This is a genomic window from Ardenticatena maritima, from assembly GCF_001306175.1.
Classification (GTDB): domain Bacteria; phylum Chloroflexota; class Anaerolineae; order Ardenticatenales; family Ardenticatenaceae; genus Ardenticatena; species Ardenticatena maritima.
This window is the reverse complement of sequence record NZ_LGKN01000005.1, coordinates 590,911-614,970: the sequence shown is the minus strand read 5'-3', so window position 1 is coordinate 614,970 and position 24,060 is coordinate 590,911. Positions and strand designations below refer to the sequence as shown.

26 protein-coding genes are annotated in these 24,060 nt (G+C 59.9%); 18 read left to right on the top strand and 8 right to left on the bottom strand.

The window, feature by feature from the left end; translation table 11 throughout:
- Nucleotides 1–17 precede the first annotated feature (17 nt).
- Together prmC and prfA are read right to left on the bottom strand one after the other, a co-directional pair.
- On the bottom strand, nt 18–884 hold the full coding sequence (prmC, locus tag SE16_RS10545) for a peptide chain release factor N(5)-glutamine methyltransferase (protein WP_054491792.1): 867 nt from the start codon (nt 882–884) through the stop codon (nt 18–20).
- Nucleotides 881–1,963, bottom strand: coding sequence for a peptide chain release factor 1 (gene prfA / locus SE16_RS10540; protein ID WP_054491791.1), 1,083 nt, complete (start codon nt 1,961–1,963; stop codon nt 881–883). Before prfA ends, prmC begins: the two co-directional genes overlap by 4 nt.
- Before the next feature lie 297 nt (nt 1,964–2,260).
- Between prfA and dnaK the strand changes: the two genes are divergently transcribed.
- The 3 genes from dnaK (at nt 2,261) to SE16_RS10525 (ending at nt 6,152) form a co-directional block, all read left to right on the top strand.
- Nucleotides 2,261–4,156 (top strand): molecular chaperone DnaK, encoded by a 1,896-nt coding sequence (dnaK, locus tag SE16_RS10535; RefSeq protein WP_054491790.1) that lies wholly within the window; start codon nt 2,261–2,263, stop codon nt 4,154–4,156.
- A 94-nt stretch (nt 4,157–4,250) separates the two neighbouring features.
- On the top strand, nt 4,251–4,892 hold the full coding sequence (locus tag SE16_RS10530; protein WP_054491789.1) for an RNA polymerase sigma factor: 642 nt from the start codon (nt 4,251–4,253) through the stop codon (nt 4,890–4,892).
- A 39-nt stretch (nt 4,893–4,931) separates the two neighbouring features.
- A complete protein-coding gene (locus SE16_RS10525; protein WP_054491788.1) occupies nt 4,932–6,152 on the top strand; it encodes a VLRF1 family aeRF1-type release factor in 1,221 nt (406 codons plus the stop codon).
- Nucleotides 6,153–6,227: 75 nt separating this feature from the next.
- Here the strand turns inward: SE16_RS10525 and pspAB are convergent, their stop codons facing one another.
- Both pspAB and htpX read right to left on the bottom strand, forming a co-directional pair.
- Entirely contained in the window at nt 6,228–6,860 is a 633-nt protein-coding gene (gene pspAB / locus SE16_RS10520; RefSeq protein WP_054491787.1) for a PspA-associated protein PspAB, read from the bottom strand.
- 8 nt (nt 6,861–6,868) lie between these two features.
- Nucleotides 6,869–7,759: a zinc metalloprotease HtpX gene (gene htpX, locus SE16_RS10515; protein ID WP_054491786.1), complete on the bottom strand. Its 891-nt coding sequence runs from the start codon at nt 7,757–7,759 to the stop codon at nt 6,869–6,871.
- 793 nt (nt 7,760–8,552) lie between these two features.
- On the opposite strand from htpX, the gene SE16_RS10510 reads away from it, so the two are divergent.
- The 8 genes from SE16_RS10510 to SE16_RS10475 all read left to right on the top strand — a co-directional run bounded on the left by SE16_RS10510 (nt 8,553) and on the right by SE16_RS10475 (nt 13,837).
- Nucleotides 8,553–8,804: an SWIM zinc finger family protein gene (locus SE16_RS10510; RefSeq protein WP_200907160.1), complete on the top strand. Its 252-nt coding sequence runs from the start codon at nt 8,553–8,555 to the stop codon at nt 8,802–8,804.
- 259 nt (nt 8,805–9,063) lie between these two features.
- Nucleotides 9,064–9,411, top strand: a complete 348-nt coding sequence (locus SE16_RS16020; protein WP_054491785.1) for a hypothetical protein — start codon at nt 9,064–9,066, stop codon at nt 9,409–9,411.
- A 1-nt stretch (nt 9,412) separates the two neighbouring features.
- On the top strand, nt 9,413–9,823 hold the full coding sequence (locus tag SE16_RS10500; RefSeq protein ID WP_054491784.1) for an ANTAR domain-containing protein: 411 nt from the start codon (nt 9,413–9,415) through the stop codon (nt 9,821–9,823).
- A complete protein-coding gene (locus tag SE16_RS10495) occupies nt 9,820–10,299 on the top strand; it encodes a GNAT family N-acetyltransferase (protein WP_054491783.1) in 480 nt (159 codons plus the stop codon). The genes SE16_RS10500 and SE16_RS10495 overlap by 4 nt, the downstream gene beginning before the upstream one ends.
- Before the next feature lie 9 nt (nt 10,300–10,308).
- Entirely contained in the window at nt 10,309–11,028 is a 720-nt protein-coding gene (locus tag SE16_RS10490; RefSeq protein WP_054491782.1) for an HNH endonuclease, read from the top strand.
- Nucleotides 11,029–11,042: 14 nt separating this feature from the next.
- Entirely contained in the window at nt 11,043–11,513 is a 471-nt protein-coding gene (locus SE16_RS10485) for a DinB family protein (RefSeq protein WP_054491781.1), read from the top strand.
- A 6-nt stretch (nt 11,514–11,519) separates the two neighbouring features.
- Nucleotides 11,520–12,620: a glycosyltransferase gene (locus SE16_RS10480; protein ID WP_054491780.1), complete on the top strand. Its 1,101-nt coding sequence runs from the start codon at nt 11,520–11,522 to the stop codon at nt 12,618–12,620.
- Nucleotides 12,617–13,837 (top strand): glycosyltransferase family 4 protein, encoded by a 1,221-nt coding sequence (locus tag SE16_RS10475; RefSeq protein ID WP_054491779.1) that lies wholly within the window; start codon nt 12,617–12,619, stop codon nt 13,835–13,837. The genes SE16_RS10480 and SE16_RS10475 overlap by 4 nt, the downstream gene beginning before the upstream one ends.
- An 8-nt stretch (nt 13,838–13,845) precedes the next feature.
- Here the strand turns inward: SE16_RS10475 and SE16_RS10470 are convergent, their stop codons facing one another.
- The 4 genes from SE16_RS10470 to SE16_RS10455 all read right to left on the bottom strand — a co-directional run bounded on the left by SE16_RS10470 (nt 13,846) and on the right by SE16_RS10455 (nt 17,544).
- Nucleotides 13,846–14,229, bottom strand: a complete 384-nt coding sequence (locus SE16_RS10470) for an SHOCT-like domain-containing protein (RefSeq protein WP_054491778.1) — start codon at nt 14,227–14,229, stop codon at nt 13,846–13,848.
- A 69-nt stretch (nt 14,230–14,298) separates the two neighbouring features.
- Nucleotides 14,299–14,724 carry a DUF2089 domain-containing protein gene (locus SE16_RS10465; protein WP_054491777.1) on the bottom strand — a complete coding sequence of 142 codons (426 nt, stop codon included), beginning with the start codon at nt 14,722–14,724 and terminating at the stop codon, nt 14,299–14,301.
- A gap of 16 nt (nt 14,725–14,740) precedes the next feature.
- A complete protein-coding gene (locus SE16_RS10460) occupies nt 14,741–16,096 on the bottom strand; it encodes an MFS transporter (protein ID WP_054491776.1) in 1,356 nt (451 codons plus the stop codon).
- A 293-nt stretch (nt 16,097–16,389) separates the two neighbouring features.
- On the bottom strand, nt 16,390–17,544 hold the full coding sequence (locus tag SE16_RS10455) for a thiolase C-terminal domain-containing protein (protein WP_054491775.1): 1,155 nt from the start codon (nt 17,542–17,544) through the stop codon (nt 16,390–16,392).
- Between the two features lie 104 nt (nt 17,545–17,648).
- Here SE16_RS10455 and coaE point away from each other — a divergent pair, with 104 nt between their 5' ends.
- The 7 genes from coaE to SE16_RS10420 all read left to right on the top strand — a co-directional run bounded on the left by coaE (nt 17,649) and on the right by SE16_RS10420 (nt 24,046).
- Entirely contained in the window at nt 17,649–18,308 is a 660-nt protein-coding gene (gene coaE / locus SE16_RS10450) for a dephospho-CoA kinase (RefSeq protein WP_082373844.1), read from the top strand.
- Entirely contained in the window at nt 18,275–18,493 is a 219-nt protein-coding gene (locus SE16_RS10445; protein ID WP_054491774.1) for a hypothetical protein, read from the top strand. Before coaE ends, SE16_RS10445 begins: the two co-directional genes overlap by 34 nt.
- On the top strand, nt 18,468–19,466 hold the full coding sequence (locus SE16_RS10440) for a GNAT family N-acetyltransferase (RefSeq protein ID WP_082373841.1): 999 nt from the start codon (nt 18,468–18,470) through the stop codon (nt 19,464–19,466). Before SE16_RS10445 ends, SE16_RS10440 begins: the two co-directional genes overlap by 26 nt.
- 33 nt (nt 19,467–19,499) lie before the next feature.
- A complete protein-coding gene (gene guaA, locus SE16_RS10435; RefSeq protein WP_054491772.1) occupies nt 19,500–21,041 on the top strand; it encodes a glutamine-hydrolyzing GMP synthase in 1,542 nt (513 codons plus the stop codon).
- 23 nt (nt 21,042–21,064) lie between these two features.
- A complete protein-coding gene (locus SE16_RS10430) occupies nt 21,065–22,426 on the top strand; it encodes a hypothetical protein (protein ID WP_060687568.1) in 1,362 nt (453 codons plus the stop codon).
- A gap of 130 nt (nt 22,427–22,556) precedes the next feature.
- Complete coding sequence (locus SE16_RS10425) at nt 22,557–23,384, top strand: hypothetical protein (RefSeq protein WP_054491771.1); 828 nt, start codon at nt 22,557–22,559, stop codon at nt 23,382–23,384.
- Between the two features lie 29 nt (nt 23,385–23,413).
- Nucleotides 23,414–24,046 (top strand): MBL fold metallo-hydrolase, encoded by a 633-nt coding sequence (locus SE16_RS10420; RefSeq protein ID WP_054491770.1) that lies wholly within the window; start codon nt 23,414–23,416, stop codon nt 24,044–24,046.
- The last annotated feature ends 14 nt before the right edge of the window (nt 24,047–24,060 follow it).

Below are 24,060 nucleotides of genomic sequence, written 5' to 3'. Positions count from 1 at the left end.
TTGCCATGCTCTCCTTTCTAGGCTTCGGCCGTCAACCACAAATCGCTGATTTCTACCACACGGTCAAGCCCCGCCAGGTCGCGGTGAAGCACGACCTGCGCATGCGGCCACCGTTCACGCACCAGGCGCGCCACGGCTTCCCCCTGCGCATAGCCGATTTCCAGCAAGAGCGCCCCGCCGGGCAACAACACCGCCGGCGACACCTGCGCCAGCAAGTCCCGAATCAGCGCCAAGCCGTCTGGACCGGCAAACAACGCCACGTGCGGTTCGTAGGTGGCCACATCGGGCGCGAGAATCTCCATCTCGTCGGTGCCCACATAGGGCAAATTGGCGACGATGAGATGCACAGGCGCATCCAGCGGTTCCAGCAGCGAGCCGCGCCGAAAATCCACACGGTCGGCGACGCCATGCCGTTCGGCGTTGGCGCGCGCCACCGCCAGCGCCCCTTCGCTGACATCGGTGGCAATCAGATGCGCATCGGGACGCTCCGCCGCCAGCGTCACGGCGATACAGCCGCTTCCCGTGCCAATGTCGGCAATGCGCGGAGCGGGCACGTCGGCGAGCCGCGCCAGCGCACGCTCCACCAGCAACTCGGTTTCGGGGCGAGGAATCAGCACGCGGGCGTCCACCAGAAAATCACGCCCGTAGAATGCTTTACGCCCGACAATGTACGCGACGGGCTCACCCCGCTCGCGCCGCGCAATGCGCCCCTGAAACGCCTTGAAGGCATCGCGCGCGAGCGTGTCATGCAGGCGGGCAATCAAGCCGGCGCGGGAGACGCCCAACACATCCGCCAACAGCACTTCGGCGTCCAGGCGCGGGGTGGTGCTGGCGTGTTGCAAACGCGCCGCTCCCCATTGCAACGCCTCGCGGACGGTTTTCACGCGTGCTCCTCGGCTTCCAGTTCCGCCAAGCGGCGCGCCTGGTCGGTGGTTGCCAATTCGTCAATGAATTCGTCCAGATCGCCGTCCAGCACCTGGTCGAGTTTGTAGAGCGTCAACCCAATGCGGTGGTCGGTCACGCGGTTTTGGGGGAAGTTGTACGTGCGGATTTTCTCACTGCGTTCCCCCGTGCCCACCTGACTGCGCCGCGCGGAACTGATTTCTTCCTGGCGCTTGCGCTGTTCCAGCTCGTAGAGCCGCGCCCGCAACACTTTCATGGCGCGCTGGCGGTTCTGCAGCTGTGAGCGTTCATCCTGCGACGTGACAACAATGCCCGTGGGAATATGGGTGATACGAACCGCCGAGTCGGTGGTGTTGACGCTTTGCCCACCATGCCCGCCGGAGCGGAACACGTCAATACGCAAATCCTCGGGGTTGATTTCCACTTCCACCTCATCCATTTCGGGCAACACGGCAACGGTTGCGGTGCTGGTATGAATACGCCCGCTCGACTCCGTCGCGGGGACGCGCTGGACGCGGTGCACGCCGCTTTCGTATTTCAAGCGTGAATACGCGCCACGCCCCTTGATTTCCATGATGATTTCCTTGTAGCCGCCAATCCCCGTCTCGTTGGCGCTGATGACTTCGGTCTTCCACCCCTGCTTTTCAGCGTAGCGCGTGTACATGCGCGCCAGGTCAGCGGCAAACAAGGCGGCTTCGTCGCCCCCCGCGCCCGCCCGAATTTCAAGGATAACGTCCTTTTCATCGTTGGGGTCTTTGGGCAACAACTCAACCTTGATCGCCTCGGTCAACTGTTCCAGCTTCTCTTCCAGCTGGCGAATCTCTTCGCGCACCAGCGCTTCCATTTCGTCGTCCAGGTCTTCTTCAAGCATGGCGCGCGCATCATTCAGCGCCCGCTCCACCTCGCGGTACTCGCGATGCAACGCGACAAGCGGCTCCAGCGACGCCGCTTCTTGCCCATATTCACGCAAGCGGTCGGGGTCGGTCGCGATTTCCGGTTGCGACATGAGGTGCGTCAGTTCGTTATACCGGGCGACAATCTGTTCGACTTTTTCAATCATACGCCTCATCCTTTCACCATGGCATACAAAAAGCCCCTCGCGCAAGAAGGGCTTTCCGGAGATGATGCTTCATTATACCGCAGGCGGACTGAAAACGAAAGAGCGGCGCGCCAGCCGGAAAGCCCTGACGGCAAGACGACTTTGCGCCAATCCCGTGCAGACACGCCATTTTGGGCAAAATTCGTCTTGCTTTCTAATACAATTCTATGATTTCACTAGTAGGCTTCCAACACCTGACGGCTAAGGTAGCCGCAGACAACTCGCGGAAGCCAAATTTTTGAAAGAGAGGTGATGACTATGGGCAAGATTCTGGGCATTGACCTTGGGACGACCAACTCGGTCATGGCCGTGATGGAAGGCGGTGAGCCGACGGTCATTCCCAACGCCGAAGGTGGTCGCACAACGCCATCTGTGGTGGCGTTTACCAAGGACGGACAACGCTTGGTGGGGCAATTGGCGAAACGCCAGGCGGTGGTCAACTCGCAAAACACCGTTTTCTCGGTGAAGCGCTTGATGGGCCGCCGCTATGATGACCCCGTTGTGCAAAAATTCAAGGAACACGCGCCGTATGAAATCGTCCCCGGCCCGCAGGGTGACGCCCGCGTGAAGATTCCGGCGACCGGCAAGGTGTACACGCCGCAAGAAATCAGCGCGATGATTCTGCAAAAGCTGAAAGCCGACGCCGAAGCCTACCTGGGCGAACCGGTCACACAAGCGGTCATTACGGTGCCGGCGTACTTCAACGACAGCCAACGCCAGGCGACGAAGGACGCGGGCAAGATTGCCGGGCTGGAAGTGCTGCGCATCATCAACGAGCCGACGGCGGCGGCGCTTGCGTATGGTCTGGACAAGAAGAAGGACGAAACCATCCTGGTCTTCGACCTTGGTGGTGGGACGTTCGACGTCTCGATTCTGGACGTGGGCGATGGCGTGGTCGAAGTGCGTGCCACCGCTGGTGATACGTTCCTCGGTGGTGACGACTGGGACCAACGCATCGTGGACTGGATGATTGAAGAGTTCAAGAAAGACCAAGGGATTGACCTGCGCAACGACCGCCAGGCGTTGCAGCGCTTGAAAGAAGCCGCCGAGAAGGCGAAGATTGAACTCTCGACGTTGCAAGAAACCGAAATCAACCTGCCGTTCATCACGGCGGACGCTAGCGGTCCGAAGCACTTGCAACTGCGCCTGACGCGCGCCAAGTTCGAGCAGATGACCGAAGACCTGGTCGAGCGCCTGAAAGGTCCGTTCAACCAGGCGTTGAAAGACGCCGGTTTGACGGCGAAGGACATTGACGAAGTGGTGCTTGTGGGTGGCTCGACCCGTATGCCGATGGTGCAGAACCTGGTGCGCCAGTTGACCGGCAAGGAACCGCACAAGGGCGTCAACCCGGACGAAGTGGTGGCGATTGGTGCGGCTATCCAAGCCGGTGTGTTGGCGGGCGAAGTGAAGGACGTGCTCTTGCTGGACGTGACGCCGCTGTCGCTGGGTGTTGAAACGTTGGGTGGCGTGATGACGGTGCTCATCCCGCGCAACACGACCATCCCAACGCGCAAGTGCGAAATTTTCAGCACGGCGGAAGATAACCAGACGGCGGTGGACATCCACGTCCTGCAAGGTGAGCGCCCGTTGGCGAAGGACAACATGACGCTTGGGCGCTTCCGCCTGGAAGGGATCCCGCCCGCACCGCGTGGTGTGCCGCAAATCGAAGTCTGCTTCGATATTGACGCCAACGGTATCTTGCACGTCTCGGCGAAGGATAAAGCGACCGGCAAAGAGCAGAGCATCACCATCACGGCGAGCACCAACCTGAGCAAGGAAGAAGTCGAACGGTTGGTGCGCGAAGCCGAACTGCACGCCGAAGAAGACCGCCGGCGCAAGGAATACATCGAACTGCGCAACCGTGCGGACGCGCTGGCATACCAGATTGACAAGCAGTTGCGCGAACTCGGTGAACAGTTGCCGGCGGACGTGAAAGCCGACATCGAAAACAAGGTGCAAGCCGTGCGCGACGCGCTCGAAGCCGACGATGAAGCCCGCTTGCGCACTGCGTTGAGCGAACTTGAACAAGCCGCCATGCAAATGGGGCAAGCCGCGTACCAGCAGGCTCAGGCGGGTGCCGCTCCCGACAGCGGTGCTTCGACCACGGGTGGCGCTGACGACGACGTGGTCGAAGGCGAATACCGCGAAGCCTAATCGGCAAAGGAGACGCAAGGCACAAGACGGGGGCGGTTCGTGAATGGGAACCGCCCCCTTTTGTCGAAAAGCGCCGCAGAAAAGGAGGCAAACCATGCAACGGCGCATGACGCGAACACGCATTTCCAAGCAAGAAAAAGAACGGTTCCGCCGCCTGATTGAGCGGCACTTCGATGAGTTGTACGAATACGCCGCGCGTGAATTGCGCTACCTGGAAGCGCTGGGCGCGCTTGCACCAGGCGCCGTGACGCCCGCCGAGGTCATCAACGAAGCCGTCATTGCTGCGTGGGATATGTGGCGCACTCGGCGCGGCAAACAGCGCGCAACCGTTTCAGGGCGAACCTTGCTCTATAGCGCCGTGCGTCGTGCGTTAGCCACACTGGCACGTCAATATCAGATGACGAGCGGCGACATTTCCATTGAAGACGTGCTCGTTGACCCGGAAGCCGACCAGCAATTGTGGGCGTATTGGGAGCCGGACGACGTGACCACGTTCGAGGACATCATTCCGGATGAGGAACACGAATCGACGGAAGAGGAAGCCCTGGAAGAGATTGAAGTGGAGGAAGCCGAAGCGCTGTTGAACCAGTTGCCGCCGCTGCAACGGCAAGCGTTTATCTTGCACGCCATACACGGGCTCCCATTGGAAGAAACAGCGCGGTTGTTGAACACGTCAATCCAGGCCGTACAGAAAGCCGTACAAGAAGCACGCCAGCAATTGAAGCAAGTTGGTTGAGATATTTTCAAAATAATCCTGGGTAAAGGAGGGGGCTCTATGACCGAACGCAACACCATCCGAGAAGAAGCACTGGAACGTCTGGACGCGGAGATGAGCCTCCGGGCATACGATTTGCTCACGCCCGAAGCCATTGAATCGCTGGCACAGTTGCGTGCCGATAAAGGCGTCTTTGTCTCGCTCTATCTGGACATGACACCCCAACGCCTGCAAGAAGCGCAATTGCCCGTGCGGGTAAAGCGCTTGTTGCGTGAGGCGTATGACGCATTGGAAGCCGAAGACACACCCAAAGAAACGCTGAAAGCCGCCAAAGAGACGTTTGACCGCATTCAAACGTTCTTTGAAGAAGAATTTGACCTGACGGGGCATCACGGCAAGGGGCTGGTGCTGTTTGCTGCACCGGCAATGGACATCTGGAACATCTATCGGCTGCCCGTCCCTGTGCGCGACATGGTCTATGTCGGCGACCGCCCGCAAGTGCGCACGTTGGTACGCATTGCCGAAGAGTTTGAGCCGACGGGTGTCATCTTTGTGGACCGTCGCCATGGGCGTCTGTTCCGCGTCTTCATGGGCGATATTGACGAATGGGCGGAAGAACGCGATGACGACGTGCCCGGCTGGCACGATCAGGGCGGTTGGTCGCAAGCACGCTATCAACGCCACATTGAAGACCACATCGAACGCCACTTCAAAAAGGTTGCGGAAGATGCGCGGCGCTTCTTCGAGCAAGCGCCCATCACGCGCCTGATTCTCGCCGGGCAATCTGAAAACACGAAGGCGTTTGAGGAATTCTTGCCCAACGACCTGCGCCAGAAGGTCGCGGCGCACATTCCAATGGAACACTTCGCAGGGCTGCGCGATATCCTTGAACGCGTGCTTGAAGTTGAGCAGCAAATCGAGCGCCAGGTCGAAGCGGAACGCTTCCAAAAGTTACAGGACGCCTATCACACCGGCAAAGGGGTGATGGGGCTGGATGAGACGCTGCATGCGCTGAACGAGAAGCGCGTGATGGTGCTCCTGGTCGCTGAAGGGTTTATCGCGCCAGGGGCGGAATGCACGCAGTGCGGTTGGCTCACCAGCAAAGCCGACCTGGCGACGTGTGAACTCTGCGGTGGCGCGATGCTGCGTACTGATGACGTCGTGGAACTCGCTATCGAGCGGGCGGTGGAGCAAGCCGATGATATCGATGTGATTCGCGGCGAATTACGCGAGAAGATGCTTCAAGAAGCAGGCGGCATTGGCGCTATTCTGCGCTACTAAGGTGCATGCGCTGGCACAGCAACACCCCGAATGGACGCTGGTCTGTTCGGGGTGTTGTTTGTTAGGGAGTAGTCATCACATCACATTGCCAAAAGCAGACTTGCCGCCCCCCTGCTGTGGGCGTTGGAGCGGTAAATCCCACAGTGGATACCAGCGGGCGGTGTCTGGCTCGATGGGTAATTCGTTCGCCAGCACTGCTTTGATACGAAACTCGCGCGCGGTATCGCGTGTTTTGCCACCTGTGGGGACAAACGGATAAAAGCGCCCCCGCTTGAAATTGTAAATCATGTACACTTTGTGCTCTTCTTCATCCACATACTCGAAGACCGCCGCGAGCAATGACGGTCCAAAGCCCTGGTCTTCCAGCGAACTGGTTACCAGGTGCATAGCCGCCACCAACTCCTCGAAATCGTCATCGTAGAACACAATCCACCAATAGCCATACGTATCCTTCATGGCATGGCTCACGGTCTGCGTCTCACGCGCCGCAATCTTCAACAAATCGCGAATCTCCGCTTGCAAGCGTGCAAACTGCGCCGATTCCAATGCCTTGAAGACAATCGCCGCCACACCTGTGGGCTTCAAACCCAACGAGACTTCCATTGTGATTTGCGCCGTATTCAGCGCAAAGAGGCGGTCCGATTGGCTAGGCGCGGGGGCGACGTTGCGCCCCAGTATGGCATTCACCCATGCCCGCACACGCTCCATACGCCCCCCTATTGTGCCATTTCCTGCTGCAAGCGTTCCAGGTACGCCAGGCGTTTTTCCAATGGTGGGTGGGTGCTGATAAGTTCGATGAACAAATTTTGCACACCAGCCGGCACAATGAAAAACGCCGACAAGCCTTCAACTTCCCGCAAATCTCGTTGTGGGACGCGATTCATCGCCCCGCTGATTTTGAGCAAGGCACTTGCCAGCGCGCTGGGCGAACCGGTGAGAAGTGCCGCACCACGGTCGGCGGCATACTCGCGATAGCGCGACAAGGCCCGCAACAAGAAGAAACTCACAAGCCAGACCAACAACGAGACCAACCAGACGAACGCGATACTGCCCCCGTTGCGACGGCGGCGACTACCGCCAAATCCTGCCCACATCAACCAGCGCGCCACCAGCTGCGCAACCGTGGCAAAAAAACTCGCCATCGTCATCACGGCCACATCACGATTGCGAATGTGCGTCAATTCGTGCGCTAAGACAGCTTCCAGTTCGCTCGGTGTGAGGAGATCGAGCAACCCTCGCGTCACGGCAACAACTGCGTGGCGCTGGTCGCGCCCGGTGGCGAAGGCGTTTGGTACACGTGAGGGAACAATCGCCACTTTGGGCATGGGGAGGTCGGCTTGTTGCGCCAAGCGCGCCACCATCTCATACAATTCCGGGGCTTCATCGCGTTCAACGACACGCGCACCAGCCGACATCAGCACCAGTTTATCGCTGAAAAAGTACTGGACTCCCAACATGACCAATGCAAACAAGAATGTCGTCGTGGCGCGCGCCCCCGACATAAGCATAACAGCAACAAAGAGCAAATAGACCACCGCCAGCAAAAACATGGTGAGGAACATTCGTATCTGTAATTGCGGGTCCGGTCTATACCATGATTGTTTCATATTTCCCTCGTCTCACGCTAGGCTTGGTACGGCGATATTGTAGGCTTGTTTGGTCAGCCTTCAAGCAACGCCGATAACAGGCTTTGTTGTGTGGTTCAGCACCACAAAACACGTGGTTATGATACGGAATATGAACAAGGAAGTTGCCACTCAACCAATCTCTTGAGATGAAGTAACAAAAAAAAACGCACCCTAGCGGGAGCGTTTGGTGCTGGAGGGGGGGGGAGGGAAGAACGGTAGCGATGGTTGCGAGCCCTTTTCCTTTCGGAGTGTTGCCTTGCGGCGGTTTCTACAGGAGGTGTTTCCTGTTTTCGCCCCCCGTTCTTCCCTGTGGGGGTAGGTGTGCATGCACAGTATACCAACTTGAAACGCGCTTGTATAGGTACACGCGTACTCAATTTATGAGTACATTTGTACTCATTGCTTTTTGTGAATTCTAACTTTTCAGCACGAATTCAATCTAGCGACAGCCACTGGCCGCATTCCACATTCCCCATAGGCGCTGCTCCTCCTTTGGGGGCTCCCATTACATCAACGAAGCCAAGCCTCATCTTTTCTGAGATTTGTAGTTTTGCCGGTTGACAGGCGCTTGTGCGGTGGCTATACTGTTGTTCACAGATGCAATTGCACAGGATCGCACAGGGCGCGACAAAGAGGAGAACAGCCCATCATGCGAACACCAACACGAAAAGCAGCAGTGAAGCAATTCAAACATGCGTAACCAACCCAGGCCTGCATGCGCCTGGGTTTTTTGTTCGGTTCAACCGGTTCAAACAAGGAGAGGAGGCTCCACATGATCGATTCAAGCATGATCAGCAAGATCCAGAAGGCGAAAGAATACGCTAGCGAGCCCCATCGCATTCAATTCAAACAATTCACTGTCCAATTCGACGGCATTCACGACGGCCACACGGTAACCTACAATGAAGGTCAATGGCACTGCGATTGCCACTACTTCGAGGGGCATGGTATTTGCAGCCACACCATGGCGATGGAACGCGTGTTGGGCGTCATGCTGCCGGAGCGTGAACAAGAGACCCCATGATTCTTGAAAATGCGGAGAAACGGGGTCCTGCGGGACCCCGTTTTTACATGCCGCGGCTTTGGACACATCGTCCACGCACAGTATACTTGCGTGCATCAACGCAGCGTCTCTCAGCATGTGATGGAGGGGATTCATGACACAACCCGCACAACTCGTTGTTTGCCCTATTTGTCAGAAAGAACGTCCACCGCAGATGATGCACACCTGCCGCGAATGCGGTGAGCAATATTGCTCGCGATGCAGTGCCATTCGGCGAGCCATGTCCTATGCCATGTGGAGCGAGTCGTGGCACCATGTGCCACCGCACTGGGAAGACCGCTGTGCGGCTTGCTTTGAGAAAGAGATTGCCCAACCGCGCACTTGTGCTTCTTGCGGCAAACCCACTGACCAGGCGGATATTTTCTGGGGTGGCGTCTGCGACAAATGCAACGATTACGTGTGCTACGATTGCGCCATGGCGAAAAAACGAGCGGGGGGCGGCTGGGAAGCCCCCGGCGGCGTGTGGGATTTTCGTTGCCGCAAACACGTGGGCTTTTTGAAATTCGGCTGGCAAACCCCCGAACGCCCGCCCAACTATGAAGGGCAAAAAGTCAGCAAGGGCGTCTGAAATGGCTGAGCGCCGCCTGCTCCTTCTCTCGCGCGATTGGCAAACGCGCGCGCTCGTGTTAGCCGAACTCAAGGAACGCGGCTACGAAGTTCTGGCATTGCCGGGGCTGACGTGGGGCGTCAAAGCGCTTGTCCAAGGGCGTGTCGAACCGCCGCTCATCATCGTGGACAGCCGCGATGATCCCGACGTGACGCCTGAAACGGTGCGCGCGCTCCACCGTATGGCGCCCCACGCCCCGATCATTCTGCTGACAACCGTGTTCGACCGCGCCACGCTAGAACCGATCCGCCCCGAGGTGGCGGCGTTTTTGGTACGCCCGTTTACGGTGGGTGAAGTGGTGGAAGCAGTGGAACGCCTGTTGCCGCCTGCACTCTCACCAACAGGCACAGAAACAGAAGGAGAAGCACCATGAACGAACAAACGCTCACCGTCCGCATTCGCGCCATGCACTCCGATGATTACGAGGCGGTCTTCGAGGTCGCACGGGCGCTGGCCAATTGGTTCACCGCCCCCGACCAACTCATGATTGCCGCAGACTTAGCCCGCTATGAAGGCCTGGTGGCTGAGATAGATGAGCGCGTTGTGGGATTTGCGATCTATCACCCCATCATGCCGGACATTATGGCGCTCGCCTGGATTGGTGTTGCACCATCCCATCAGCAACACGGTATTGGCTCACAACTCCTTGATGCCGTTGAGCGCATCGCCCACGCCCGCGGCTACCAAACGCTGGAAGTGCGTACGATTGCGCCCGAAGTTCCCGCACCACATTTTGAGGCGACGCGCCGCTTTTATTTGCGCCGCGGTTTCAAGGTGTGGCGCCGCGAAGAGCATGTGTTTGGTATTCAACGGCATGCGCTGGTGCTGGTGAAGCAACTGGGAAAATAGAGGAAAACGATGCCAACGTGGCGCGAAAGCGTGCTGAGCGCTCTTCGACACTACGTCGCACAACACGGCTCGGTGCTGATGACACGCCAGGCATTCATCGCCGAGATGTTGCCTCGCATTGTGGCGGCAACCGGAAGCCATGGGCGCACCCCCGAACAAACGTTGAGCCGTGTTCTGCAAGAATTGCGCGACGATGGTTTGCTTGAATTTCTTGGCGAGGGGCGATATCTCTTTCTCGGCGATCCGATCGCAGTGCAAGATGAAGATTTGCCCGATGAAGCCCTCGACCACGCCATTGAAGCAGATCGCCTTACGATCCCGAATGAAGCAACCGTCAGCGATACCGTTCAACGCGCACGTGTACGTCGTGGACAAGACCGCTTGCGTACACTCACGCTTGCCAACTACGGATGGCAATGCGCCTTTTGCGACGTGCGCGACACCACCCTGCTAGTCGCCGCCCATATTGTGCGCTGGGCAGACGCACCTCAATGGCGCGGTTCCTTACACAACACCATGGCAATGTGCCGTTTTCATGATCCGCTCTTTGAGCATGGGTATTTTGGACTCAATGCAAACTTCGACATTGTACGGCGCCCTCTCCCGCCGGAAGCAGGTTCGCTTGCTCAGATGATTTTGGACGCAACAACAACCTTTCATCCCCCACGCCAACATGCGCCAGATCCTCGTTTTCTGGCCATGCATTGTCAACGCCACAATCTTGCCTAAAGGAGGAACCACCCATGTCCGACCTCGTCCGACGGCTGGAAGCCAACCGCAACGCCTTCACATCCTTCCTGAAAACCATCAATGAAGAACGCGCCAACCGCCCTCTGCCCCACAACCCCAACTGGCGCATTCGTGATGTGCTGGCGCATCTCGCCGCCTCAGAAGCGGGCATGCTCAAAATGGTGCAAATCATGGTCGCGAAGAAGGGCTATCAGTTTCGCCCCTACAACCGCGACGAACTGAACGCGCAACGTGTCGCTGAACGCGCCGACAAACCCCTGGACGAGATTCTGGCCGAATGGAACACCGCCCGCCAGCAGATGATTGAAACCGTCAAACAGTTGACGGACGAAGAGTTGGCCTACCAGGGAAGCGATGGTGGTTCCAACTGGGGGGATTTCACGACCCGCGATATCATCGAAACAGCCATCCGCCACACCGAAGACCATATGAAAGACCTTGTCATGACGCTCTTGCATCTGTGAACAAACATGCGCATCCTCTATCTTTCCAAAGCCCTGGTTGTGGGGGCGTACCAACGCAAAATTGAAGAACTGGCAGACCTGGGTCTGGATATCCACCTCGCCGTGCCCCCCGCATGGCGTGATGAGCGCGGTATCCAGCCGCTGGAACTGGCGCACACGCGCGGCTACACGCTCTGGCAGGTGCCCATGCTCTTCAACGGCTCGTACCACTTGCATTTCTACCCTCGCTTGGGCGACCTGCTCGACGCCGTGCGCCCCGACCTTCTGCACATTGATGAAGAACCCTACAACCTGGCGACCGCCCACGCGGCGTGGCTCGCTGTTCGGCGTGGCATTCCGTTTCTTTTCTTCACCTGGCAGAACCTGTTGCGCCATTACCCGCCCCCCTTTGCCTTCATGGAGCGCTTTGTCTATCGCCACGCCAGCGCCGCCATCGCCGGCAACCGCGACGCCGCCCACGTGCTGCGCCGCAAAGGGTTCACGGGACGCATCGAGGTTATCCCGCAATTTGGTGTTGACCCCGACCTCTTCAGCCCCGCCCCGGAACAAACCGAACGCCCCTTCACCATCGGCTATGCGGGGCGCTTCGTTCCCGAAAAAGGCTTGCTGGTGTTGCTTGAAGCGCTCACCCACCTCGACGGCGAGTGGCGCTTTATCGGGCGCGGGAGCGGCCCCCTGTTGGAGACACTCCGCCAGCGTACCGCCGAACTGGGCTTGAGTGCGCGCGTGACCTGGGAGCCGCCCGTCCCCTCAACACAGATGTCGGCGTTCTACCGCACCCTGGATGTGCTCGTGTTGCCGTCGCTTTCACGCCCCAACTGGGTGGAACAATTCGGGCGCGTCCTCATCGAAGCCATGGCGTGCGGCGTCCCGCCGATTGGTTCCAACAGCGGCGAAATCCCCCACGTCATCGGCGACGCGGGGCTTGTGGTCCCCGAAGGCGACGCCGCCGCCCTGCGCGACGCCTTGCACCGCCTGATGACAACGCCCGACCTGCACGCCGCCCTGCGCCAACGCGCCCGCAAGCGCGTGCTAGCCCACTTCACCCAAGCGCAAATTGCCCGCCGCACCGCCGAGGTCTACAAGCAGATACTCGCTGCGCCATGACAACCACGCAACCGCCCTCTCCGGCATCGCCCAAACGCATCGTCTTCATCGCGCCGTTCGGGTTGCGCCCCAAAGGCACCGTCAGCGTGCGCGCCTTGCCGCTGGCGCGCGCCCTTGCCGCACGCGGCCACCAGGTGAGCCTGCTCATTCCCCCGTGGGACGACCCCGACAACGCCGGGCGCACCTGGTACGATACAGGCGTTGAAGTCGTCAACCTGCCGCTTGCCGGGCAGCTTCCCCCCCCCTCTCTCGTGGCGCGCCTGCTTGCCGAAACCCTGCGGCGACGCCCCCACGTGGTGCATGTTTTCAAGCCCAAAGCGTACAGTGGGCTGGTGGCGGCGGTGTTGTGGCATTTGCGACGGCTTCGCCGTGCGCGCCTCGTCATGGACACCGACGACTGGGAAGGTCCCGGCGGCTGGAACAATTTGCACGCCTACCCGCCCCTGCTCAAACGGCTCTTCGCCTGGCAAGAACGCTACGGGCTCACCCACGCCCACGGCGTCACCGTTGCCAGCCGCGCCCTCGAAACGCTGGTTTGGGCAATGGGCGTTCCCCCGCACCATGTGCACTACCTTCCGAACGGCAGCACGCTCGCCATCCCCGCCGACCTGGACGCTCAAGCCGCCCGTGTGCGCCAGGCGCTCGGCTTTGCAGAGACGCCGCTGGTGCTGCTCTACACGCGATTTTTTGAATTCAACCTTGAGCGTCTCGCCGACGTCTGGCAAGCGGTGGTGCGCCAAGTGCCCTCCGCACGGCTGCTTGTGGTGGGACGTGGCTTGTTTGGGGAAGATGAGCGCTTTGCGCACGCCCTGCACACGCGGGGCGTCGCGCAGACGTGGCGCCATTTGGGGTGGGTGGAACCCAACGACCTCGCTGCAACCCTGCGCGCGGCAGACGTGGCGCTCTATCCAATGGATGACACGCTCGTCAACCGCACCAAATGCCCAGTCAAACTCGCCGACCTGATGGCGCTGGGGATTCCCGTGGTGGGGGAAACCGTGGGGCAAGTGCGCGAATACCTGGACGAAGGCGCCGGCGTCCTGGTTCCACCCGCCGACACCGCCGCCTTTGCCCACGCCGTGGTGAACCTCCTCCGCTCACCCGAAACAGCCCGCCGCATTGCCCACAAAGCAGAGCACCGCCTGCGCCACCAGTTCGCCTGGTCGCAACAAGCGGTGCAACTGGAAGCCTTTTATCACGCGCTCCCTACACGATAGCCATCGCCCTAGACGATTTCCACCACCACGCGCTCGCCGCTTTCGTCGTCATCAACTTCCACAATTCGCCCGACCTTCTCCTCGGTCAGCGCGCGCAGAAACTCATCCAGCGGCACACCGTCAATTTGGGGCACAAAGCGCGCCCCCAAGCGCGACCCCAGGCGCACCAGTTTCAGCGGAATGCGCACATTGACGCGCGTTTTGCCGGTGTGCAAATCCGTCACCTGCACACGGAACCAGCGAGGCATCGCCTCGTTGTGCGGCTCCTCCACCTCGACTTCGACGGTTTGCGACGTTTGCGCATCGAGCGCCGCCAGCAATTCTTCACCCTGTTCGGGCGTCAACTTCCCTTCGGCGACCATCTTCAAAATTCGCATGCGTTCGTTGCTCATAGCATCCTCCTTTTTGGTATTTGGTTGGTTGGGGGAGAAACAGCGTGCCGAACACGCCGAATGTCCGCATCAACGTCCTTTCAACAATTGCATGGCTTCTTCAAACGAAATCTCGCCCGCTTCTAACTGCGCCAGCACCGCTTCGCGATCAACGGCGGGCGTTGGCGGCTCAGGCTGTGCGCCACTGCTCGGCTCGAACCCCAGCGCCACCAACACCTCATTCAACCGCGCCCTGAGCGTGGGATAGGACAAATTGAGTTCCTCTTCCAGGCGGCGGAATTTGCCTTCGGCGCGCAAAAACGCCTCGACAAAGCGCAGTTGTTCCGGCGAAAGCCGCGCCAACCGTTGCAGAACAGGCAGCTGCTCGGGCGCAAAACTCGCCAGACGTTCCAGGCTGAAATGCCCCTGAAAGGACGTTTCACAGCCGAAACAGTGCAACTCCGTGACGACCAAATCCGTGCCGCAGAACGGGCATCGCGTAGGGACTGATTGCATACACGCCTCCTTTCATTCAAATGTGTGCCGCTTCGGCACGTATCGTTTGGGTTTCATGGTCGGGGAGCAGGTGTTCGACATCACGAATGGCGGGGATGAGATACCCCACCACACCCGCCAACGCCCCCAGCACGCCGCTCAGAACCAAAATTGCCGCCATGCCTGCACCGGGACCAGTGCCTACCATCGGGGCAAACAGCCGCCCCAGCCACGTATCACCACTGCGCAAAGCCGGCTCAAAAATGTTGTCCGCCAGTGGACCCGCCAACAACATCGCCAGCGGCGCGGTGATTTGGGCAATCATGCGTCGGGCGGCGAACACACGCCCCTGCACATCAGGCGCCACCTTGGATTGCCAAATGGCTTGATTGGAACCATTGAGGATGGGCAGCAGAACCGCTGTGCAAAACGCCGCCGCCATCCAAACGGGGAGCGAACGCCCCAATCCCATCACCGTTTCCCCCAACAGGCTCGCCAGGATGAACCCCATCAGCACGCCATGAATGCGTCGCTTCGGTCCACCCCACACACTCAACAGCACCGCCCCCAGCACACCCCCAACGCCAAACGCCGACTGCACCGACCCCAGCGCCAGCTCGTTGTTGTTGGTGCGCGCCAAAATCATCGGCGTCGCAAGCACAAACCCGAACGTGGTAACAAAATTCGACCAGAAGAAGGTGAGCTGCAACCCCAACAAACTGGGGCGCGCCAAAATGTAGCGAAAGCCGTAGAGCGACTCCTGCCAGAGCGAACTACGGCTTGCTTCGCCTTCGGCGGTGCGTGGCGGTGTGGGAATAGGCACCAAAAGCAAAGCAACCAGCGCCATCACAAAGGTCACCAGGTCAATGAAGAGCACGCCGCCAATACCGATGAACGCCAACAACGCCGCCGCCAGAGGGGGCGCAAAAATCTGCGAAACACCTTCTGCGAGCGACATCATCCCGCTGGCGCGCGCATAATGCTCTTTTTCGACCATAGTCGTAATCGCCGCCGAATACGCCGGCCACTGGAACGCCTGAAACGTCCCCGAAATAAAGCCCCCCACGTACAGGTGCCAGATTTCCAAATGCCCCGTGACATAGAGCAACCAAATCGCCGCCGTGACCACCGCCGACGCCAAATCGCTCAGCGCCATCACCACCTTGCGGTTCCAGCGGTCCACCAGCGCCCCGGCTGTGGGGCTAAACAAAATTTGTGGCGCAAACGAGAAAAACCCCACCAGCGCCAACGCCGTCGCCTCGCCCGTGGTCTGCCATGCCCAAATCGTCAAGGCAAACGCGGACATGGCTGTTCCCACCAGCGAAACCACCTGCCCTATCCAGACAACGAAAAATGCTCGCAAACCCGGCTTCTGTGAAGAAGTGGTGCTCATTGAAAACCCCCGCGGCACTTGCAATTTTCGCAAACACTCTACACCGAAAAATCAATTTTGTCAAGGGTCAATTTTCGTTTTTCAAAACTGAATTTTGAAGAAACTCAAAAATACCCCGTCTGGAATTGCGGAAACAGAAAAGGGGAAACGAAACGCATCATCTTGTGAGAGGCAATGTCATCTCCACATGCGAGGAACCGGGGTGTTCATACAGCCCGGTCGCTGAGGCGGTACATTTTGCACCCGGCGTTGGTGCTCCATCGCGCCGTGGGGCTTGTGCGGCGAGCACGCCATCAAGAGGGACGTTCACGCCCGAAGAGGTGCGTGAGAATGGTCGTGCCTGCGCCGCCCACGCTCTGCAACATGGCGAACCGCGCGCGTTCGAGTTGGTTTGCGCCCGCTTCGCCGCACAATTGCAACACAATCTCGGCTGTTTGGTAGAGCGCCGTCGCCCCAATGGGATGCCCGCGCGCTTTCAGCCCGCCCATTGTCGCGATGGGCAAGCGTCCTTCGCGGAAAATATGCCCTTCAACGGCGAGTTGCCATCCCGTGCCCCGTTCGGCAAACCCACTGGCTTCCAAAAGCAGGCACGCCATAATGCTGAACGCATCATGCACCTCGAAAAAGTCAATGTCGGCGGGCGTCAAACCTGCACGCTGAAAGGCTTTGCGCGCCGAGAGACGGGCGGCTTCCAGCGCCAACGGGTCGGGGCGGTCTTCCACGACAAAGCGGTCGGTGGCCACCGACGACGCCAGAACACGCACAGGGGTGCGCGCAAACCGCCCTGCATGCGCATCGGGAACGAGCACCACCGCCGCCGCCCCATCGCAAATGGGCGAGCAATCCAGCAAGCGAATGGGGGGATTGACAATGCGCGACGCCAGCACATCTTCCACTTGAACAGGTTTGTGGAAGAGCGCAAAGGGGTTCGTCAAGGCGTTGCGGTGCGCGTTCACGGCAAAATTGGCAAAGGCTTCGTAGGGCACGTTGTAGCGCTGCATGTACGCCGCCATCATGCGGGCGTTCATGCTGATGAGCGTTGCGCCTGTGGGCACTTCACGCTTGGCGTCCAGCGCCTTGGCAAGCGCGGGTGTTGGGGGCGCGCTGCTCATCTTTTCCACCCCCACCGCCACGGCGATATCCGCCTCACCACTGGCGACGGCGAAATAGGCCATGCGCAACGCCGCCGCCCCCGTCGCCGTCGCCGCCCGCACATGCAACGCTTCCACGCCAAACAACCCCGCGGCATCCGCCAACAGCGAGGCAATGTGTTTCTGCCCCTGCAACTCGTCCGCCAGCATGTTTCCGGCAAACACAGCATCCGCACGCGGCGCCCCGGCATCACGCAGAGCGTCACGAATCACCGACGCCCCCAATTCCCGCAAAGAGAGGCGCGTCTCTTTTTCAACCGGGCGCATGGCGATACCGACAATACTCACGGGGCGCATACAGGCTCCTTTCATTGGCTCGCATCAAGTGGGGAAAGCGGCTTTTGCAAACCTCTTTGGCGAACAGTATAATCCGCCTGAGCGCCAACTTCAAGGAATACCCAATGAAAATCATCGGTCTGACCGGCAACATTGCATCCGGCAAAAGCACCGTTCTGCGCATGTTGCGCGAACGTGGGGCGGAAACGCTCGACGCCGACAAAGTTGTTCACGCCTTGTTTGCGCCGGGAACGCCCGTCACACAGGCGATTGCCGCCACCTTCGGCGAAGACGTGCTGAATGCAGACGGGAGCGTCAATCGCAAGGTGTTGGGCGCGCGCGTCTTTTCCGACCCCGACGCCCTGCGCCGCCTGGAAGCCATTGTGCACCCGGCGGTGGGGCGTGCCATCGAAGAAGCCATCGCCGAAGCCCGTCGGCGCCCCAACCCGCCGCCTGCCTTCGTCATCGAAGCAGTCAAACTGGTTGAAACAGGGCGCTACCGCCTGGCAGATTCACTGTGGTTGGTGGTTGCCGACCCCGAGGTGCAATTGCAGCGCCTGATGAACGATCGCGGTCTTTCACGCGAGGAAGCGCTGGCACGCTTGCAAGCCCAACCACCATTGGAAGAAAAACGCCGTCTGGCGGACGTCATCATCGAGAACAACGGTTCACTGGAAGACCTCCGCCGGCAGGTTGAAACAGCGTGGCAGCACTTGATGCAAACACCAAACAAAGAGGGAAGCACAGAACAATGCGACGCTTTTGGAACGAACACCCCTACCTGACAGCATGGATTGCCCTATCGATTGGCATGGTTGCCATTTTGCTCTACGCCCTGCGCGGTGTGGACGCCACCGCACTGCAACAATTCTGGATGGTGGTCGCCACTATTGCTGTTGCGGGGCTTTCGGTCTGGATTCTTTCATGGGAAGACGAGTCTGAGGATGGTCACACAAACGCTGGAGTCTAACGCCTCCGGGGGGCGCGGCATACGCCCCATGGACCCGATGCGCGACCTGGAAGGCATCGCCGACCTCATCGAAATCGCCTTCGCCGACGACATGCGCTACGGGGGGCAACAAATCATGCGCGATTTGCGCATGATGCACCGTCTGCGCCCGCTCTTCTGGGCGTTGCAAGCGGTGTCGCCCTCTCTGCGCGCCTTCTTTTCGGGCTTTGTCTGGATTGAGCAAGGGCGCGTTGTCGGGAATGTGACCATCTCGCGTGTGGACCCCCACACGCAAACCTGGCTGATTAGCAACGTCGCCGTCCTGCCTGAATACCGTCGGCGCGGCATTGCCCGCCGCCTGATGGAAGCCGCCCACGAGCACATTCGCACACATGGTGGGCGGCGTATTGTTTTGCAGGTGCGGCAAGATAACGACGCCGCACACACCCTCTACGAAAGCATGGGGTACGAAACCGTGGGCAGTCTGGTGGATTTGGCGGCGCACAGACCTCGCCCACCATCCGCCGCCCCCCCTTCCGACGTCCAGGTGCGCTGGCCGAATGCACGCCACTGGCGGCAAGCCTACCACCTGATGAACCGCGCCACCTCGCCGCTTGTGAAAATGATTCGCCCGCCGCGCGCCTCGCGGCTGGCGTCCAGTCCGCCGTCGCCGCTGACAAGCCTGTTCGAGCGGCTGGGCATGCCCGCACGGCGGCAATGGTGGGCGTATCAGAACGGTGTCATCGTGGGGCTGGCGTTTGCCGAACGCAACCGCCACACCTCCACGCTCGAACTGTTCGTCGGTGAAACCATCACAGGCGCTGTGGAAATGGCGCTTTTACACAAAGCGCTTGCCTTTCTGCGCCACACCCGCCTGGTCCGTACCGAAGTGGACGCTCAACAACACACAACCTTGCGCGCTCTGGAAGCCGTCGGTTTTCAACGTATCCGTGTGCTCGATCAAATGGTGCTTCCATTGGAAAAACCATTCTGACCCTTGCCAACCAACCAAAAGATTCGGGAAACCATGAGCCACAACACAATCGTCATCCTCGATTACGGATCGCAATACAGCCAACTCATTGCCCGCCGCGTGCGTGAAGCACGTGTCTATTGCGAATTGTTGCCGTGGAACGTTGCCCCCGAAACCGTTGACCGTCTGAATCCCGTGGGCATCATTCTCAGCGGCGGTCCGTCAAGCGTGTACGACGCCCACGCCCCCACCCTCCCCTCCCACGTGCTGGAACGGGGCGTGCCGGTGTTGGGCATCTGCTACGGCATGCAACTCCTCGCCCACAACCTGGGGGGGCGTGTCGAAGCCGCCCAGCAACGCGAATACGGCCCCGCCGAATTGACAACCATCCGCACGGATAGCCCGCTCTTCCGTGGGCTGAGCGCCCCCATGAAAGTGTGGATGAGCCACGGCGATAAAATCACCGCCCTGCCGCCCGGGTTTGAAGCGCTGGCAAGCACGCCCAACACGCCCTACGCCGCCATGGGCGATGAAAAACGCCGTATCTACGGGTTGCAGTTCCACCCCGAAGTGGCGCACACGCCGCGTGGGCGCGCCATCATCGAAAACTTTCTCTACGAAATTTGCGGATGCACCGGCGACTGGACACCCGGCAATTTCATCGAAGAAAGTGTGCAGCGTATTCGCGCCCAGGTGGGCGACGGGCGCGTCATTTGTGCGCTTAGCGGCGGCGTGGATAGCACGGTTGCCGCCATGCTCGTGGCGCGTGCTGTGGGTGAACAATTGACCTGCGTCTTCGTTGACCACGGGCTATTGCGGCTGAACGAAGCCGAGCAGGTCATGGCGATGCTGCGCCACCACCTGCCGGCGCGCGTCATCAAAGTGGATGCACAAACACGCTTCCTTGCCGCACTGGAAGGCGTCACCGACCCCGAAGAAAAACGGCGCATTATCGGGCACGAATTCGTACGCGTCTTTGAAGAAACCGCCCGCCAACTCGGTTCGTTCCAGTTTCTCGCACAAGGCACGCTCTATCCCGACGTCATCGAATCGGCGGGCGTTGGCGGAAGCGCTGCCAAAATCAAAACCCACCACAATGTGGGGGGCTTGCCCGAAGACATGCAATTCGAGTTGGTGGAACCGTTGCGCTGGCTCTTCAAAGACGAAGTGCGCGAAGTAGGTATCGCGCTCGGCTTGCCGCCTGAGGTCGTCTATCGTCAACCCTTCCCCGGGCCGGGGCTTGCGGTGCGCATTTTGGGCCCGGTGACAACCGAAGCCCTGCACACGCTTCAATTGGCGGACGCCATTGTGCGCGAAGAAGTGGAAAGCGCGGGGCTCAACCGCGACGTGTGGCAATACTTTGCCGTACTCACGCCGCTCAAAACGGTGGGCGTTCAGGGCGACTATCGCACCTACGGCAATGTGGTCGCCATCCGCGCCGTCACCAGTGAAGACGGCATGACGGCCGACTGGGCGCGTCTGCCCTACGGCGTGCTGGAACGCATGAGCACCCGTATCGTCAACGAAGTGCCCGGGGTCAATCGCGTGGTGTACGACATCACCAGCAAACCCCCCGGCACAATTGAATGGGAGTAAGCAAAACCAAAGGGAGAAGCGCCATGGCAGCAAAGCGTTCCACAAAACAACCCGAATATCCCGACGAAATCAAAGCCCCTCAGCCGTGGGATGAAAGCGGCGTTTCGCGCGACATCGGCGAAGCGCCCTCTCCCGAAGAAGCCGTCGCCGAAGCGTTCCCATGGGACGAGGTGCAACCCCCGCCGATGGACGCCGCCCCCCACGCGCCATCGGCAACAACCGAGGAAGCCATTCCGCTGCAATCCGCTTCGTCCCCATTTGAAGTTGATTGGGAGATGGTCGAAGCCGAAGAAGCGACAACGCCATCCACGAACGCCATTCCCGACACCGATGGGCTGCCCACAGAATCCGACCCGTTCCCGGAAGGGATACCCGCCACTGCGACGCCGCAACCGCCGCTGGAACGCTGGATGCCCCCCGCTAACCCTTTTGAGCCGGCTGAGCGCATACAACCGAAGCCTATCCCCGCCTATCCGGTGGATAGCCGCCAGGAAGCGATTATTGCCCGCCAAATCACCAACGAAATGCGCATGGCGCTTCTGCAAGAAATTCAACATTTGTACGATGAAGTCGAACAAAAATTGAGCGTCAACCGCGACCTTTCCACCGAAGCCCTCAAAAAACTCAACGAAGCCCAAACCATCGTCCTCGCCGAACCGGGACGATATCCCGAAGCCGAATTGCGCGTGAAAGAAGTGCGCATTTTGTTGCGGCGCGCTGAAGAAAGCGAACGCGCCGCGGCGAAACACGCCAAGCCGCTCTTTGCCTTCAATATCGGCGTTTTGGTCTTCTTCTTCGCGCTCGCCATTTTTGACCACGCAATTGCCAAATGGCTTGCCGCCCATGGGGTTGACCCGCTGTATCCCCAGCCGCTCACCGACCCCCAAGGCAATCCCATCCCAATGTCCATGGCGATGTACTTCTTGCCCTGGAACACGATGGTGTGGGGCGGCATTGGCGGCGCTATTGGGGCGCTCTACACCCTCCGCAACTACGTCGCCCACCGCGAATTCGACCCGCTCTACAACATCCACTACTGGGCGCACCCACTCATGGGCGCGGCGCTTGGCGCCATCGTCTATTACCTCTTCGTCGGCGGGTTCTTCGTCGTCGAATCAATCGTCCAAACCGCCCAACTGCTCGACCCCGCCCAGCGCGTCATCACCGCCACCAGCCCCGTCCTCAGCCTGATTGCGCTGGCGTTTGGGCTCTGGCAAAGCGCCGTGTACAAAACGCTCATGCGTGTTGTGGATTCCGTAACCGGGGGAAGCAAGGACGAAGAAGAGAAAGAACGTGTCGCCGCCGAAGCAGAGGCGTTGAAAAACGCGCTCAACACCATGCAACCAACCCCCTTCCACGAAGTTCAACCACCTGACACACCCTGACCTGTTCTGCACACACGCAAGACCTGCCCCGCGGGGCAGGTCTTTTTGTTGCGCCCGGCGATACCGTCCATGTTGGCAATTGCCAGCGCATCGTTAGAATGTGAGCAGATGAAGCAGGGGAGCAGGGACTGTGGGAAATTCACGCCGCTACTGGCCACATATTCGCGACTTTTTGCAAGCGCACGAGGTACCCGCGCCCAACATCCCCAACGCACCGCGGGACGGCGTCTGGCGTGAACTGCTCATCATTCTTGCACCCGCCTGGCTGAAAGGGGCGCCCCCCGACACCGCCGACGCCACATCGCCCTTGGCGGACGTGCTCGGTAGAGTTTTGCGCCGCATGCAAGCGCTCTTCACCCAACACTCCACCCTGCACAAACGCGCCGAACACGCCGACATCCAGATGGCGCTGGTCGCCCCCCCCGGCGGCATGCGCTACCTGCAACAATCGCAACTCCGTTTGCCGCTCCCGCAGACCTTGCACGCCCTCGAAGAAGCAGAGTTTCGCGACTTTTTCGACAACAACGGGTTCTTTCCCATCGCCCCCACCGCCCCTGATGCGCTTTGGTTTGTCGTGCGCCAAGTGAGCGATTGGCGCAAACCACGCGCGGTTGTACCTGTGGCGCCCAGCCACGCCGGCGGTTGGACGGAAGCCGCCCTCTGGTATGAGCGTATCGAACAGCAGATGCCCTACTTTGTGGATATCACATTCAGCGGCGCGCCCAGCGCCGTGCTGGCCGACGCACGCCACGCTTCCTTGCTGAGTGGACGCTTGCAACGTGATGAAACCGGCGTTTGGGTGGCGGAATGGCTTCGCCCGGCACGCCTGCCACTCACCCCCGCACTCTACACCGCCTTCCTGAGCGGTTTGGCGCGCGACTGGTACACCTGGAAGACAACCCACTCGTGGAGCCATCGGCTCAAACAATTCTGGCTCCACCGCAGTGGGCTGGGCTAATCGAACCAAGCCAATCAAAGGAGGAACCGATGCTCGAATTGCGCTCCGCCAGCGTTGGCCCCTGGCCGATGAACGCCTACGCCTTCGTCTGCCCCCACACACGCCACAGCGTTCTGATTGACCCCGGCGCCGAACCCGAAACGTTGCAACGCCTCCTCGACGGCACAATCCCCCAAGCCATCTTGCTCACCCACACGCACCCCGACCATATCGGCGCCCTCGATGAGATGCGCACCGTGCTGGGCGTGCCCGTATTGGCGCACGCCGGCCCCCACTGGCAAGGTGTGGATATTCACCAAGATGGCGTGCTGGTAGATGGCGACATCGTGCCCGTTGGCGAGGGACGTTTACGGGTGGCATACACCCCCGGACACACAGAAGACATGCTCTGCTTCCTGGATGCGCACGGTGTGGATGCAGTCGTTGGCGACACCCTCTTCGAGGGGGGACCGGGCAAAACATGGTCGCCGGAAGGCTTTCGTCAAACACTCCGCACCTTGCGCGACGTAGTGCTCACCTGGCCTGACGAGACACGCTGTCATCCCGGACATGGGGCGTCATTTCGGCTTGGTGATATTCGCGCACGCATTGAAGCATTCCTGGCGCGCGAATACGGTGATTTTTACGGCGACGCCACCTGGGACATGGGGCTGGACGCATAAAAAAGCGCCCCCTG